The organism is Flavobacterium tyrosinilyticum (assembly GCF_023656565.1).
In the GTDB taxonomy this organism is placed as follows: Bacteria; Bacteroidota; Bacteroidia; order Flavobacteriales; family Flavobacteriaceae; genus Flavobacterium; species Flavobacterium tyrosinilyticum.
This window is the reverse complement of record NZ_JAMOKG010000003.1, coordinates 945,572-960,871: the sequence shown is the minus strand read 5'-3', so window position 1 is coordinate 960,871 and position 15,300 is coordinate 945,572. Positions and strand designations below refer to the sequence as shown.

The following is a 15,300-nucleotide window of genomic DNA, read 5'->3' as shown; positions in this document are numbered from 1 at the left end:
TTAAATTTTTAATACTGAATCTTACTTTAGACTTTCACTAAATGAAAAAAACACTCCAGTTTAGAGTGTTTTTTGAAATTATTGTTAAGCTTTTTATTCTTTCGAAATAATACGCGTTAATCCAATATTTTCTGGAGCATGAAGCACCATTGGGAATTTTTCTATCTTAACAGAGCTGCTGTCCAAACCGAAAGCTCTTTCTTCAGACAAACTCAGTTTTTTGATGAAGAAATAAGAATTCATGATAATGTTTTCATGCCATCTTAAATCATTGTCATTGGATAAGAATTTCTCAGACAATACAAATTTAAAGTCTCCAATAATATTGTTTTTGTTCAAAGATTCATAACGGCTCGTAATATCTACTTCACCACGTTTTACCATATCTTTGATAACTTCTCTGAACATTAAATTGATCTTCGTAGGTTCTCTAAAACCTAAGTTAAAATCAATTCTGTAGATATCATCTTTCGCAATTTCGGTTACTTTATATTGCGTTTTGTAAGGTTCTGTCAAAATATTAACGTGAACAAACCAATAAATATCGGCTCTTTTTGGACGTTTTTGCAAGATAGAATAGATGATTTTTTCCTCCAATTCATCCACACGATTCGCGTTCGTCATATAAACCAAATGCGTAGCATATTTCGGAATAGATAAATCTTGGCTTAACTCTACCAAAACTTGTTTGTAATCGTCAACCTTAACCACTTTAGTGTAGTTTTTGTTGATTTTCTTAGCCAAATACCAGATTGTCATTACAGAAATCAGCATGCTGGCAATGATTAAGGTTACGTAACCGCCTTCGGCAAATTTGGTGATATTAGCGAAAAGGAAACTGAACTCAATCAATAAATAAATTGTAATCAACGGTACCATGAAGTACAGTTTTACACGTTTCATGATTAAGTAGTAATTCAATAATATGGTAGTCATGATCATACACAAAATGATCGCAAGACCATAAGCATGTTCCATATTTCCTGATTTCTCAAAATGTAAAACGATTCCAACACAGCCAAAAAACAATAACCAGTTAATTGACGGAATATATAATTGTCCTTTTACTTCTGTAGGATATTTGATTTTTACCTTTGGCCAGAAGTTCAGACGCATTGCTTCGTTAATCAAAGTAAATGAACCCGAGATAAGTGCCTGAGAGGCAATTACGGCTGCAAGAGTTGCAACTACAATTCCAAATGGTAAAAACCAATGTGGCATAATCAAGTAAAACGGATTTCCGTTTTCGCCTCCTAATTGCTGTAATGTACTTCCTTCATGGTGAATCAAATAAGCTGCTTGACCGAAATAGTTTAAAACTAAAGTCGTTTTTACAAACATCCAGCTAATTCTGATGTTTTTTCTTCCGCAGTGTCCCATGTCAGAATATAAAGCCTCGGCTCCAGTTGTACATAAGAATACAAAACCAAGAACGAAAAAACCATCAGGGTGTATTGATAATAAATGATAAGCGTAGTAAGGATTAATCGCTTTAATTACTTCTGGATAATTCATAACCTGAATGGTTCCTAAAGTACCCAGCATAGCAAACCAGATCAGCATCATTGGGGCAAAGAATTTACCAACTAATTTAGTTCCGAACTGCTGAATAGTGAATAAAACGAATAAAATTGTAATTACGATATATACAATGGTTTGTGTTTCCATCGTCGGGTAGAAAGCTCTAATTCCTTCTACAGCAGATGAAATAGAGATAGGCGGTGTTATAATTCCATCAGCAAGCAGGGCACTACCTCCAATAATGGCGGGTACTATGAGCCATTGAATTTTTGTTTTTTTGACTAAGGCATATAAGGCAAAAATTCCTCCTTCACCGTGGTTGTCTGCACTTAAAGTAATAAGTACATATTTAATTGTAGTTTGTAATGTTAAGGTCCAGAATACACAAGAGATACCGCCTAGAACAATATCAGTATTTATCGTGTGATCGCCTAATATAGCCTTCATTACATACAATGGAGAGGTTCCGATATCTCCATAAATAATCCCTAAAGTAATTAATAAACCCCCAATAGACAACTTACTATGTAAGTTTTTATGCGATGCGCTCATGTTAATTTTATAAAAAGACGGTTGCAAATTTACTGTTTTAAAACAAATTAGAGGCATTTAAAATTAAAAAGATAAAAAAAAGCACAATCGTAAAATTGTGCTTCTCTTTTTAAGAATTATTTATTTCTAAAATTAACCTCGTCTTCCGTTACCTCTAGAACTAGAACCACTCTCTCTTTGGCTTTGCCCACCTCTAGATTCTTGGCTTACTCTAGAAGATTCCTGGCTCATTCTTGGAGATTCTTGACTTGGTCTAGAAGATTCCTGACTCATTCTTGGAGATTCTGAACGTTGGCTTTGCTGCGGTCTAGCAGAATAATCTCTATTTGAACTGCTAGATTGATTTTCTGAGTAACTTCTTGAACTTCTTTCAGCTCTTGGAGCTGATACTTCACGGCTTGAGCTACCTCTTGATGCGCTAGAAGAATTGTTGCTGCCGTAATCTACTCTCTGAGAATTTTGTGCTCTAGGAGTGCTTTCAGCTCTTGGAGTATTATTCGTACTATTAGAATAATCACGAGTTGTGCTTCTTTGAGTATTTACATTTTCAGTGCTTCTGCCTGTAGAATTGTAGCCTCTGTTACTGTTTCCATTACCGTTACCGTTACCGTTATTGCTTCTATCTACAGAAGGTCTATTTGTAGCGCTTCTGTTATCAGCATATGTTCTGTTAGAAACTCCACTGTTAGATGTTGATCTGCCACTGTAATTTCTGTTTGTATTGTACGTATTTCTATTATTTTCTCTGCTTACAACACGTCTTTGATCTAATTCGTATCGGTTTGTTGTATTAGCATGTCTTTCGGCAAAACTATAATTCGGACGCATTCTTTCGTAACCATAAGTACGTCTTGTTTCATAAATAGCAGGAGCTCTGTAGCTTCTTCTCACATTTACATAATTGTATGTATTATGTACATTGATGCATACATTAACGTTGTTTCTGTATCTGTAAACAGGGTAAGGTGTCCACGCCGTATAATACGTTGGATAATAACCCCAGTACCAAGTTGAATAATATGGTCTGTAATTTGTTACCCAAAACGAAGTGTAAATAACAGGAACAACACTATAAACAGGCTCATAAATATAATTTGCTCCGTATAAATAAGTATTTCCTACAATCTGAACACTTACTTTGTTGTAATTGTCTCTCTCCACATCGATAGTTGCAATGTCTTGATAAACATCACGATCTAAAACGGCTTGGATAATAACAACGTGTGTTCTGTTTTCTACACTCTCAATAACGCGAAGATAATCTACTTCGTTATCGCCATTAAGGTCTAAGTTTGATATTTGATATTTGGGATCATTTAAACGTCTTTCAAAGTCTTGAAGGTTAGCTGATTCCCCAAACATCGAAGCAACAGCTCTTAAATCTAAGTTATCGCTTATATCTGAGTTTTTTGCATAAACGGTAGCTCCAGCTTGGGCTTGGCAAGAACTAATTCCTAATGCAAATAGGGCTAGTAAAAGTATTTTCGCTTTCATGATAAAATCATATTGAAGATTAATATTCTGAGATATCCAATTACTGTGCCATAAAATTTATTCAATATAATTATGGGTTTAGTTTGTTGATTATCAGTATTTTTTTATTATCGTCTGTGGAGAAATACGTCTAAAACTGTAAATATAAAGGGAACAATAATATCTTTTGGTCGAATTCCGGCATCGTTAGTGTATCCTGTATTTCTTGAATTCATTATAATATTAATGGTAGCCACATCTTCGAATATGTTGGGTTGTATTTCTGATTGAATGATGATGATTTTAATATTGTTTTGAATTTTTTCTGAAACTCTTAAATAATCAACCTTTCCATCATGATTTAAATCTAAGTTTGAGATTCGTTCATCAGGATAATTTAGTCTTGTTTCAAAATCTGCCGCATCTACAGATTGAGAGAATATCATCGAAACGGCATTTAGGTCTAAATTGTCTTCTACATAAGAGTTTTTAGCATAAACATTTACTTTTTGTGCATTAAGGGAATTTATTAATAGTACAAAAAAAGCTATAGACAATATATTTTTCATATTTTACTTGTTAAAATTTATTAGTAAGAAAACAATTACTATGCCAGAAAAGAATATAGAATGATTTTGATATTTTATAAATAATCGTATTTTAGCGTTAACCAAATTTTAAATTTCCTATGAGAAAACTTGCTTTATTTTGCGGTATCTTTATTTTATTGATGTCTTTTAAAACATTTAATTTTAAAACTGAAATTGCATATAACGGTGGATTTACATCAATGACGATAGATACATTATTCAAAGACAGAATAAGTATTAGAGCAATTCTTATTGATAAAAATAAAGTTTGGTACGGGGCAGATAATTCTCGTTTTGGTTATTATGATTTGGATAAAAAAGAAAAATTTGAAGAACATATTTATCGTGATACACTTAAATTAGAATTTAGAAGTATTGCACAAACTTCAAAAGATATTTTTTTGCTAAGTGTTGCAAATCCGGCACTTCTTTATTCAGTTTCAAAAAAAGACCGCAAAGTTAAATTGGTTTATAAAGAAATTAATCCGAAAGTATTTTACGATAGCATGCAGTTTTGGAACGATAAGGAAGGAATTGCAATTGGTGATCCAACAGAGGATACGTTCTCAATTATTGTTACTCGTGACGGAGGAGAAACTTGGACGAAACTGCTTTCTGATAAATTACCCACAAATAGCACTGGAGAAGCAGCTTTTGCAGCCAGTAATACCAATATTGTTATAAAAGGAAACGATACATGGTTAGTTTCGGGCGGAAAAAAAGCACGTGTTTTTTATTCTCCAGATAAAGCAAAAACGTGGAAAGTTGTAGAAACTCCTATCGTACAAGGAAAACAAATGACAGGAATTTTTACTGCCGATTTCTACGATTCTAAACAAGGTTTTATTGCAGGAGGAGATTATGATCTTCCTAATAATAAAGCTAATAATAAGGCTTTTACGAAAGATGGCGGTAAGACTTGGCAATTAATTGGTCAGAATATGGGATTTGGTTATGCGTCATGTATACAATATGTTCCAGGAGGCAATGGAAGAGAAATTGTTTGTGTAGGCTCAGAAGGAATACAATATTCTCAAAATGGAGGAGAAAACTGGATGCAGCTCTCTACAGATACCAAATTTTTTACCATTCGTTTTGTAAATAGAAATACTGCTATAGCTGCAGGACATAATAAGGTTGTTAGACTTAACTTTAAATAAAAAAAAATAAGAACCCTAAATAATAAAGTAAGTATTATTATATAGGGTTCTTATCGCTGTTGTTTCTTTAAGTTTAGTCTTTATTGCCTTTATCTCGATATTGCTGCAATAATTTTCTATTAAAATCGTCTTCCGATTTTTTAAGTAAAAGTATTTTCTTTGCAGGAAGTACTTTTTTCAGACTGCTCATATATTTTTCACGAAGCTGATATATTTCTTTATCAGTACTTTCAATTTGAGATAATAATGTTGCAGCTTCTTTATCTGAAAGATTTTTAAGATTGTCGTCTTTTAGTTGTCTCAGATAAGTCTTCATTTTTAAATACTTTAATTCATATTGCTTATCATCATAGGCATTATAAATAGGCCAGAATTTTTCTGCTTCAGTCGAAGTTAATTCCAATTCGGTTGTTAAAAATGACACTTTAAAAGCTTTAATTTTTTCTCGCTTTTCATCAATTTTTCCGCTTTGGGCAAAAAATGAAAAACTTATCAGAAATAGCAGTAGTGGTAAAATGTTTTTTATTTTCATTGTTAAGCTAAGTTGTTGAGTTAAGTTTGATTTAATTTTGTTCTGAAATTAAGTGTTCTAAGTTTGGACTTGTAGCTAAAATATCTTCTAGTGTTTCGTCTTCTAAAGTAACATTGTTGCCTAATTTTTCTATATCACCGTCGTCTAAGGTTTGAATTAAATCGTATTGGCTGATATTAGAATGATAAGATAAATAGTTTTCCAAAGTGGCTTCGTCAAGATCGTTTGAGTTGGCTTTATAATTATTTATGACAGGAATTAATAATGCAAAACCAATTACTGCAGCGGCCGCTAGAGAGATTGTTTTGTTGCGTTTGTAGAAAGGAATTACTTTAACTTCTTTTTCGTTTAATTGCTGTAAAACCTTCTCTGAAAAATTATCAAAATAATTGTCTGGGGTTTTAAAACCAGATTTTATTTTGGGTTCGTTTTCTAATTTAAATGTTTTCATGATACTTATAAGATAGTTTTTGTTACAAAAGGTTTAATTTGATGTAACATATAATTCAATTTTTTTTACTGCGTGATGATAAGAAGCTTTTAAAGCTCCAACAGATGTTCCTAAGATTTCTGCTATTTCTTCATATTTCAATTCCTCAAAATATTTCATTTTGAAAACTAATTGCTGTTTTTCTGGAAGTGTTACAATTGCTTTTTGAAGTTTAATTTGAATTTCGTCTCCATCAAAATAAAGATCTGCTTTTAAATTATCGATCGTTTTATTCTGCAGATCTTCAGATGAAATTCCGCTTAATTTTGCTTTTTGCGATAAAAAAGTCAGAGCTTCATTGGTAGCAATGCGATACATCCAGGAAAAAAGTTTACTTTCTCCTTTAAAGTTTTTAAGATTTTGAAAGACTTTTACAAAAGTGTTCTGTAAAACATCGTCAGCATCATCATGATTCAAAACAATGTTTCGAATATGAGAATATAAAGGTCTCTGATAATCGGACAAGAGTTTTTGAAACGCAGTATTTTGCGTTTCGGGACTTAATAATTCTTTTATAAATTCTTTCTCGTCTATCAAACTTTTTGTTTTGTAAACTTTCTTTAATAGAAGTTAGACAGAATTTAATGTAAAAGGTTTAATGCGCTTTTAAAATTACTTAAAATTCTGAGTCTTCTTCTTGTGCTGGTGTTTGCGTAGGAGCAGGAGTTGGTGCTGCTGGCTTGCGTTTTACAGGCTCTGTGCGTGGTTGTTCTGTATGTGGCTCGTTTGTAGTTTCGCTAGTGCTTTCCGGGCTGTAAGTTGGCTCAGCGGTAACAGGAACTACTTTTGGTTTTATTGGGAAATAAATTTCAGTCACCAATTTTGAAGAAGCTTTTACATCCAATTTGCTCAACGTTAAGATTTCAAGATGAGACCAGCTCAAATCTGGAATAATTTTTTGGTTGTTAATGTAAGCCGTTGTTTTTGCTATTGCTTCGTTTCTATGAGAGTAATCTCCGTTAAGAGTTGTTTTTACAGCATCAAAACCATTTAATTTTCCTGCTAAAATATCACTTCCTGAACTCGTTGAGATTTCTTTATTAATAGGCAAGCAGATTGAAATCTTTGCCAAACCTGTTTTAGTGTCGTAAGTATGATAAATAATGAATGGTTTTCCGCTTGCTGCTAAACCATTTGTTTCGCTAAATTGAATAAGTTTTGGAATTACAATTCTAGCATTTTTATTTACTTTGGCAATTTCGCTAGTAAAAGTCTGTTTTATATAAGGTGTTTCTGTTTTCTTAACGACTCCGTCTACTGTAACGGCGTAAGTTTTGGTTTCGTAATCTAAATTTTTGTCAATATTGGCCAAACTTTTTTCGTAGATCGTTCCGATAACTCTGTCTGAACCTCCATGTAATGCGGTATAAATTTTAAATAGAAAACTCATTGTTCCTTTTCCTTTCCAGGTAACTTTTGTTTTTCCGTTCAAAGTATCTTTTAAAGTCCAATTTACATCAGCTTCCGTACCGTCAAATTGCATTTTTTGGTCAATGCTTTCACCATCTTTTGTTTTAAGAATAATAGAATTTCCTTTTCCATCTGCACCATCCCAATAAAATGTTGCACCATTTCCGCTAGTTTTATTAGCGTACGTCATTTTTATAGAAGGATCTTCAACCGACCATGATTCAAAATCTTCGTAATTTCTAAAGTCGTTTAGGTAGTTATAAACCGTTGTACGAGGAGAATTGATGACTTTACTTCTTTCTACAGAAAAATCCCCTTTTTGAGTAGCAACAAAAACAGTAAGAGCAACAAAGCTTAAAAGTGCAAAAAGAAATAAATACTTTAGAATTTTCATGGTAGGCTGTTTGGTTTCGGTAAAGTTATAAATTTATCATGAGTCTTACTAATAACCCATAATGATTAGGTTTTATTTTATGGCAACCAGAATAATTTATCGTTTCAAAAATATTTTAATTACGAACAAAAGGACAATGAAAAGCAGAAAGGCAAGGAGTACTTTGTAATTTCCTTTATAAAAGACTTTGTGTAATTTTAAATCTTTTCGATAAGCAAATATCATAATGATTACAAAAACGATAAAAAAACATATTCCAAATTGTATTTGACCTTGACTAAACATAGTTATAAAAATTTTTGGCAAATTTAAAGATTTGTAAACGATTTGCTGCTAAATTGCCTTTTCATTTCCTTCAATAAATTTTCAGATTTATAAGAAAGTGAGTTAAATTAGCAAAAAAAAGAAAACGACTATATGAAAAAACAACTTGACGCCGTAACCGAATTTCACACTGCTTTTAAAATTGGCCATAGCGCAACTCCAATTGCCGATGTAGGAGCAGAGAAAAAATTACTTCGTTATAATTTAATGAAGGAAGAAAATGAAGAGTATTACGAGGCGGTTCAAAATAATGATTTGGCTGAAATTGCAGATGCACTTGGAGATATGATGTATATTTTGTGCGGAACAATTATAGAGCACGGACTTCAAGATAAAATTGAGGCAGTTTTCGACGAAATCCAACGCAGTAATATGAGTAAATTGGGTGAAGATGGAAAACCAATTTATCGCGAAGACGGAAAAGTGATGAAAGGCCCAAATTATTTTAAACCTGATTTTTCGAAATTATTATAAAGAGGATTAAACGCAAAGAACTCTAAGTTTTTTTTGCAGTTCTTGTAAAAAAAAAGCAAAGAACACAAAGCTTTGTCTCATTTTTGTCATTTCGACGAAGGAGAAATCTTCGCAAGAAACTCCACATAGCAAATTTAATAATACACAAAAAAACAAAACCCGATAAAACTAAATTTATCGGGTTTCTTTTTTATAATGGTTTTGGGATTATTGAACCTTAACTGTCCATCCAAAAGTATCTTCAGAAAGTTTGTTTTGAAGACTTGTTAATTTTTCTTTTAAGAAAGAAGCATAAGAATTCTCGATTGGAGCCATTTCAAAATATTCATCTTTATAAGAGAATCCTTTGATAACGCTAATAACTGCAGCAGTTCCTGCTCCAAAGATTTCTTTTAAAGATCCGTTTTTAGCCGCTTCAACCAATTCTGAAACAATTACTGGGCGAACATCAACTTTTAGTCCTTCTTTTTCAGCCATTGCGATCAAACTTTTTCTGGTAACACCATCTAAAATTCTTTCGCTTGTTGGAGCTGTTAATAAAGTATCGTTGATTCTGAAGAAAACGTTCATTGTTCCCGCTTCTTCTAATTTTGTGTGCGTTGCATCATCTGTCCAAATAACTTGTTGGAAACCGTCTTTGTTTGCCAAGTTAGTTGGATAAAATTGAGCAGCGTAGTTTCCAGCAGCTTTTGCAGCACCGATTCCACCATTTGCAGCTCTACTGAAATGCTCTGCAATGATTACTTTTACTTCACCTCCATAATATGCTTTTGCAGGAGAAAGTAAAATCATAAATTTATATTCGTCAGAAGGATTTGCGATAACTCCAGGACCAGTAGCAATCATAAATGGACGAATGTACATACTAGCTCCGTTTCCTCTTTGAATCCAGTCTTTGTCTAATTTCAATAATTCATTTAAACCATCCATAAAAATAGCTTCAGGAACTTCTGGCATTGCCATTCTTACAGCAGATTTATTAAAACGGTTAAAGTTTTCATCTGGTCTAAACAACCAAACATCATTATTGTCATCTTTATAAGCTTTCATTCCTTCGAAAATTGCTTGTCCATAATGGAAGACTTTTGAAGATGGATCCATTAAAATTGGAGCATAAGGCTTAATGACAGGATTTTGCCACTGCCCGTTTTTAAAATCGCATTCGAATAAATGGTCTGTAAATACAGCACCAAAACTTAAGTTGTCAAAATCTACTTCATTGATTTTTGTAGAAGTAGCTTTAATGATTTCAATTTTGCTTGTTTGAGTTGTACTCATAGTTATGTAAGTTTTTTTGTGAGATACTCTTCACTATCAGAAATCTAAAGTGATAATATCATTTAAAATGGAATTTATTGAATGCAAAATTACGTAAAAATATGTAAAATGCTTAGCGAAAATTCATTATTTGATGGTTTTGATTGAGATTTATTTATCCTATAATAAACTCAAATATTTAATTGATTTTTATAAAGATTTTATGAAAAAAGTATGGTTTTTTAAGGCTTTACGCATTAGTTTTGATTAAATTTGATTATTAAAATGGCTTGAAAACCAATAAAAAACCATTGTAAAATTCTAAAAAAAGTGAAAAGAGAAATAATTAAAACGCTAGATGGCTCAACTACAATTCGTTTGCCAGAATGGGATGAATGCTATCATTCTAAACATGGTGCCATTCAGGAAGCAAAGCATGTTTTTATTAAAAATGGTCTTTCTTTATTTGAAAATCCGATAAGCATATTGGAAATAGGTTTTGGGACTGGTTTGAATGCTTTTATAACTTTTTTAGAATCTGTTAGAAAGAAGCAGGCTATTGACTATGTCGGAGTTGAAGCTTACCCAGTAGATGCAGACGAGATTTTGGAAATGAATTATGCTGAAGAATTAGAAGCGTCGGTATTTTATAACATTTTTGAAAAAATGCATAAAACGGAATGGAATCAAAAAATAGAAATTTGCGATCAGTTCTGGTTAACCAAAAGAAAACAATTTTTTCACGAAATAAACGATTTTGAAATTTTTGATTTGATTTATTTTGACGCCTTTGGTTTCCGAGTGCAACCAGAACTTTGGAGTACCGAAATTTTTCAGAAAATGTACAACAGTTTAAAGCCAAACGGAGTTCTTGTAACTTATGCAGCTAGAGGAGTTGTTAAAAGAAGCATGATTGAAGTTGGATTTACTGTAGAAAAGTTAGCAGGACCTCCAGGAAAAAGAGAAATGTTTCGAGCCTTTAAAAAGGTTTAAATGAGTTATTTAGAATAATTCTACATTGATTTATATGTTTTAAGAAAACGTATTCGTTGCTAAATTTTTTAAAAAAATAAGTTAAAAGTAGAATTTATGTTAGTTATTTGTTTAAATTTGGCTCGAGTTTAAAAAAATAGATAACCCCCGAAAATCTTATTTTATTATGTCAAAAATGATGTTTGATTACACGAAATCAATACTTGAAAGAGTTAGTTTCGATCCGATACTTTTCTGCAAAGAGTTAGAAAAAGCTATCAAAACACTGTTACCTTACGAAATGGAACAATTGCAAGAATGGTTACTTAATTTCGTTGTTGGAAAACCAGAATTAAAACAAAGTCTACAACTAATTAAAGTATAAAAGAAAGGAGCCAAATTGGCTCCTTTTTTATTACGCTTTCTTTTGTAATGGACTAATGATTTGAACATTCTGAAAAACTATTGCACCTTTTACAACGCCAGCAATTGTAGATCTTAATGCGTCAATGATTTGCATTTTTAATTCGCTCTTTGGGTAGATCAAACTTACCTCTCGAGCAGGTTTTGGCTCCTTAAAATTACGGAGCTTCAGTTTGTCGGATTCTTTTAAGTCTAAAGTGTGCAAGTACGGAAGTAACGTTGTACCAAGGCCTTCGTCTGCCAATTTAATTAAGGTTTCAAAACTACCGCTTTGAATCTGGAAATTGTTTTGGTCGGCGTCTGAGACATTTTTGCATAAATTTAAAATACCATCTCTAAAGCAATGTCCGTCTTGTAATAAAAGAATTTCATTCAGATTTAAGTCGGCAACTTCAATTTCTTCTTTCTGGAAACTTGCGTGATGTTCTGGAATATAGGCTACGAATGGCTCAAAATACAAAACAATCTCTTTGATTTTTTCGTCTTCAAGCGGAGTTGCGGCAATCGCGGCATCCAAATGTCCATTTTTTAACTTTAGAATAATCTCTTCGGTATTCAGTTCTTCAATTAAGAGTTTTACTTTCGGATATTTTTTAATGAAATTATTCAAAAACATTGGCAAAAGCGTAGGCATAATCGTTGGAATAATTCCTAAACGAAATTCTCCGCCAATAAAACCTTTTTGCTGTTCTACAATATCTTTTATACGATCCGCCTCGTTTACGATATTTTTAGCTTGATTTACAATTTTCTGTCCTATATCAGTCAGCTGAATTGGTTTTTTACTTCTATCGAAAATTAAAATATTAAGTTCTTCTTCGATTTTTTGTATTTGCATACTTAAAGTTGGCTGTGTTACGAAGCATTTTTCAGCAGCAAGAGTGAAATTTTTATGCTCAGCCACCGCTAACACATATTGCAATTGAGTTATAGTCATGTTGATAGTAATTTGTGATGCAAAAATAGGAAAATATAATTTTTATTTATGTTTATTTTAGTAAAGTTACTCTAAATTTGTAGTAAATTAGTGTAAAAAAATAGATTATGAAGACGAATATTTTAGGATTACCAGTAAAAGAATCAGAATTATTAGTAAAAGAATTGAATGTGCTATTGTCAAACTTTCAAGTGTACTATCAAAACTTGAGAGGAATTCACTGGAACATTCGCGGAAAGCGTTTCTTTGATTTACATGTAAAATTTGAAGAGTTGTATACAGATGCACAGTTGAAAATAGATATGATTGCAGAAAGAGTTTTGACCATTGGGGGAACTCCTCTGCATACTTTTGAAGATTATATTAAAAACAATAAATTGACGGTTGGAAAGAATATTTCTAATGATGAAAAAGCAGTTCAGTTAATTGTTCATTCTTTATCAGATTTATTAAAAATCGAGAGAGAAATCTTGAACAAATCTGATGAAATTAATGATGAAGGAACCAATTCTATGATGAGTGACTTCATTGCTGAGCAGGAAAAAACGATTTGGATGATGAATGCTTGGTTAGAAGAAACTTTGTAAATAATTGTTTTTTAAATAATTAAAAGCAGAATGGAATAAAAATTGCATTCTGCTTTTTTGTTTGTGTTAAATTTCTATGAATTTTCTTTGATTTTATTTGTTTAACGCTATTTTTGTTCTGATGAAATTTATAGCCCGCATATTATTATTCATATTTATTGCCTTCTTATCGACCCCGACAATTGTTCAGGCGATTAAGAAAGGGAATAATACGGCTATATCTTTTAGTATCTCTGAGGAAGAAGTGCATAAGGAACTTAAAAACGTTATGCATCCCACTATTCTTGAGCATGAAGTTTTGATTCCGGTTTGCATCGAGAAAAAAACAATCATTTCTGAAAATATTGTCAAACTAGATAATATTTCTCCGAGCATATTTGCTCCACCGCCTAACGTAGCATAATACTTCCGATTATTTCGAACTTTAGCCGCATTTCTATCGAGATGGGGTAAATCTTTAATGAATAATTTTTTTAGTATTATATTATGACAAAAAAAATCAATCTTTTTGCCAACCTTAAATCTGATTTTGCTTCAGGTTTAGTGGTTTTCTTGGTGGCTCTTCCGTTGTGTTTAGGTATTGCAATGGCTTCTGGAGCACCATTATTTTCTGGAATTATCGCAGGTGTTGTGGGTGGTATCATTGTAGGATATCTAAGCCAGTCACATATTAGCGTATCAGGTCCAGCTGCTGGGTTAACGGCTATCATTTTAACCGCAATTACCGATTTAGGAGCTTTCGATGTATTTTTAATGTCTGTTTTTATTGCTGGATTAATTCAATTGGCATTAGGATTTTTAAAGGCTGGAAGTATATCGAACTATTTTCCGACAAACGTAATTGAGGGAATGCTAGCGGGTATCGGAATTATTATTATTTTAAAACAAATACCTCACGCTTTTGGTTATGATGCGGATTTTGAAGGAGATCAAGCTTTTATTCAAAATGATGGAAGTAATTCTTTTTCATTTCTATTTGATGTTTTAAATCATATTCATTTAGGAGCTGTGGTAGTTTCTGCAGTTTCATTGGTGATTTTGTTAGCTTGGGATAAGGTTCCTTTCTTAAAAAGAATAAAACTAGTTCCTGGAGCTTTGATTGCAGTTATAGCAGGAGTTGTTTTAAACGAAATATTTATATCTACAGGAAGCACTTTGGCAATTGCAAAAGAACATTTGGTTTCTTTGCCAGTTCCAAAATCTTTTGATGACTTTAAATCAATTATAATTACACCAGACTTCACCGCTGTTACAAATCCGCAAGTTTGGGTAGTTGCTATTACGATTGCCATAGTCGCTTCTATTGAAACGCTTTTATGTATTGAAGCTACAGACAGAATGGATGTGCAAAAACGTTACACCAATACCAATGTAGAGCTAAGAGCGCAAGGCATAGGTAATGTTGTAAGTTCTCTTTTGGGAGGTCTACCAATGACTTCTGTAGTAGTAAGATCTTCTGCCAACAATAATGCAGGAGCAAAATCTAAATTGTCTGCCATAATTCATGGCGTTCTTTTATTAATAAGCGTATTGTCTATACCAGCGATTTTAAACAAAATTCCTTTGGCGACATTGGCAACAGTTTTGATTTTGGTTGGATATAAACTAGCAAAACCAGCTACCTTTATGCATTTCTGGAAAAAGGGGAAATACCAGTTTGTCCCTTTTATTGCAACTTTGGTCTTTGTCGTTGCGACAGATTTGCTAAAAGGTGTTGCGCTGGGAATTGTGATCAGTATCATTTTTGTGTTGAGAGGAAATCTGAAAAGAGCCTATGTTTTCAAGAAAGAAGAATATGAAGATGGCGATATTATTCATATAGATTTGGCTCAGGAAGTTTCATTCTTAAATAAAGCGGCAATCAAACAAACATTGGCAGAAATTCCAGAAAATTCTAAAGTAATTATTAATGCGCATGATACGGAGTATATTTCGCATGATGTTTTAGATTTAATTCGTGAATTTAAAGAAACCCGCGCAATAGATGAAAACATTAAAGTGAAGCTTAAAGGATTTAAAGAAGCTTACGAATTAGAAAATACGCCCGAAAACCATAATCATGTTACAATAGAACATTACTATGATGTGGCGAAAAGGGAAGTGGTTAAAAAAGAAGTTGTTAGAGAAGAATAATTAAAAAAGGGTATTTTTAAAGCCGTAGTAATGTCAAATTTTAGGTAACTTTACATTCAAGTTCTTTTTTG

General features: G+C 32.4%; 16 protein-coding genes. 7 read left to right on the top strand and 9 right to left on the bottom strand.

Annotation, left to right across the window (positions count from 1 at the left end; translation table 11 throughout):
- Positions 1-93: 93 nt before the first annotated feature.
- The 3 genes from NCC77_RS18460 to NCC77_RS18450 all read right to left on the bottom strand — a co-directional run bounded on the left by NCC77_RS18460 (position 94) and on the right by NCC77_RS18450 (position 4,115).
- Complete coding sequence (locus NCC77_RS18460) at positions 94-2,073, bottom strand: KUP/HAK/KT family potassium transporter (protein ID WP_250836910.1); 1,980 nt, start codon at positions 2,071-2,073, stop codon at positions 94-96.
- 132 nt (positions 2,074-2,205) lie between these two features.
- Entirely contained in the window at positions 2,206-3,567 is a 1,362-nt protein-coding gene (locus tag NCC77_RS18455) for a hypothetical protein (protein WP_250836909.1), read from the bottom strand.
- Between the two features lie 107 nt (positions 3,568-3,674).
- Positions 3,675-4,115, bottom strand: coding sequence for a hypothetical protein (locus tag NCC77_RS18450; protein WP_250836908.1), 441 nt, complete (start codon positions 4,113-4,115; stop codon positions 3,675-3,677).
- Positions 4,116-4,234: 119 nt separating this feature from the next.
- Here NCC77_RS18450 and NCC77_RS18445 point away from each other — a divergent pair, with 119 nt between their 5' ends.
- A complete protein-coding gene (locus NCC77_RS18445; RefSeq protein WP_250836907.1) occupies positions 4,235-5,296 on the top strand; it encodes a beta propeller repeat protein in 1,062 nt (353 codons plus the stop codon).
- Between the two features lie 73 nt (positions 5,297-5,369).
- Here the strand turns inward: NCC77_RS18445 and NCC77_RS18440 are convergent, their stop codons facing one another.
- The 4 genes from NCC77_RS18440 to NCC77_RS18425 form a co-directional block, all read right to left on the bottom strand.
- On the bottom strand, positions 5,370-5,828 hold the full coding sequence (locus tag NCC77_RS18440; protein ID WP_250836906.1) for a sensor of ECF-type sigma factor: 459 nt from the start codon (positions 5,826-5,828) through the stop codon (positions 5,370-5,372).
- 31 nt (positions 5,829-5,859) lie between these two features.
- Positions 5,860-6,279 (bottom strand): hypothetical protein, encoded by a 420-nt coding sequence (locus tag NCC77_RS18435; RefSeq protein WP_250836905.1) that lies wholly within the window; start codon positions 6,277-6,279, stop codon positions 5,860-5,862.
- A 33-nt stretch (positions 6,280-6,312) separates the two neighbouring features.
- Complete coding sequence (locus NCC77_RS18430; RefSeq protein ID WP_250836904.1) at positions 6,313-6,855, bottom strand: RNA polymerase sigma factor; 543 nt, start codon at positions 6,853-6,855, stop codon at positions 6,313-6,315.
- 79 nt (positions 6,856-6,934) lie between these two features.
- Positions 6,935-8,122 carry an SRPBCC family protein gene (locus NCC77_RS18425; protein ID WP_250836903.1) on the bottom strand — a complete coding sequence of 396 codons (1,188 nt, stop codon included), beginning with the start codon at positions 8,120-8,122 and terminating at the stop codon, positions 6,935-6,937.
- 417 nt (positions 8,123-8,539) lie between these two features.
- On the opposite strand from NCC77_RS18425, the gene NCC77_RS18415 reads away from it, so the two are divergent.
- Entirely contained in the window at positions 8,540-8,920 is a 381-nt protein-coding gene (locus NCC77_RS18415; protein WP_250836902.1) for a nucleoside triphosphate pyrophosphohydrolase family protein, read from the top strand.
- A 207-nt stretch (positions 8,921-9,127) separates the two neighbouring features.
- On the opposite strand, the gene NCC77_RS18410 is transcribed toward NCC77_RS18415, so the two are convergent.
- Entirely contained in the window at positions 9,128-10,198 is a 1,071-nt protein-coding gene (locus NCC77_RS18410; protein ID WP_250836901.1) for a branched-chain amino acid aminotransferase, read from the bottom strand.
- Between the two features lie 309 nt (positions 10,199-10,507).
- On the opposite strand from NCC77_RS18410, the gene mnmC2 reads away from it, so the two are divergent.
- Both mnmC2 and NCC77_RS18400 read left to right on the top strand, forming a co-directional pair.
- Entirely contained in the window at positions 10,508-11,170 is a 663-nt protein-coding gene (mnmC2, locus tag NCC77_RS18405; RefSeq protein WP_250836900.1) for a tRNA (5-methylaminomethyl-2-thiouridine)(34)-methyltransferase MnmC2, read from the top strand.
- Between the two features lie 166 nt (positions 11,171-11,336).
- Complete coding sequence (locus tag NCC77_RS18400) at positions 11,337-11,534, top strand: hypothetical protein (RefSeq protein ID WP_095928926.1); 198 nt, start codon at positions 11,337-11,339, stop codon at positions 11,532-11,534.
- Between the two features lie 30 nt (positions 11,535-11,564).
- Here NCC77_RS18400 and NCC77_RS18395 read toward each other — a convergent pair whose 3' ends face one another.
- On the bottom strand, positions 11,565-12,509 hold the full coding sequence (locus tag NCC77_RS18395) for a LysR substrate-binding domain-containing protein (protein ID WP_095928925.1): 945 nt from the start codon (positions 12,507-12,509) through the stop codon (positions 11,565-11,567).
- 107 nt (positions 12,510-12,616) lie between these two features.
- Here NCC77_RS18395 and NCC77_RS18390 point away from each other — a divergent pair, with 107 nt between their 5' ends.
- The 3 genes from NCC77_RS18390 to NCC77_RS18385 all read left to right on the top strand — a co-directional run bounded on the left by NCC77_RS18390 (position 12,617) and on the right by NCC77_RS18385 (position 15,229).
- Positions 12,617-13,096, top strand: a complete 480-nt coding sequence (locus NCC77_RS18390; RefSeq protein WP_095928924.1) for a Dps family protein — start codon at positions 12,617-12,619, stop codon at positions 13,094-13,096.
- A 268-nt stretch (positions 13,097-13,364) separates the two neighbouring features.
- Positions 13,365-13,499, top strand: coding sequence for a hypothetical protein (locus NCC77_RS22990; RefSeq protein ID WP_284705097.1), 135 nt, complete (start codon positions 13,365-13,367; stop codon positions 13,497-13,499).
- Positions 13,500-13,582: 83 nt separating this feature from the next.
- Positions 13,583-15,229 (top strand): SulP family inorganic anion transporter, encoded by a 1,647-nt coding sequence (locus NCC77_RS18385; protein WP_250836899.1) that lies wholly within the window; start codon positions 13,583-13,585, stop codon positions 15,227-15,229.
- Positions 15,230-15,300 lie beyond the last annotated feature (71 nt).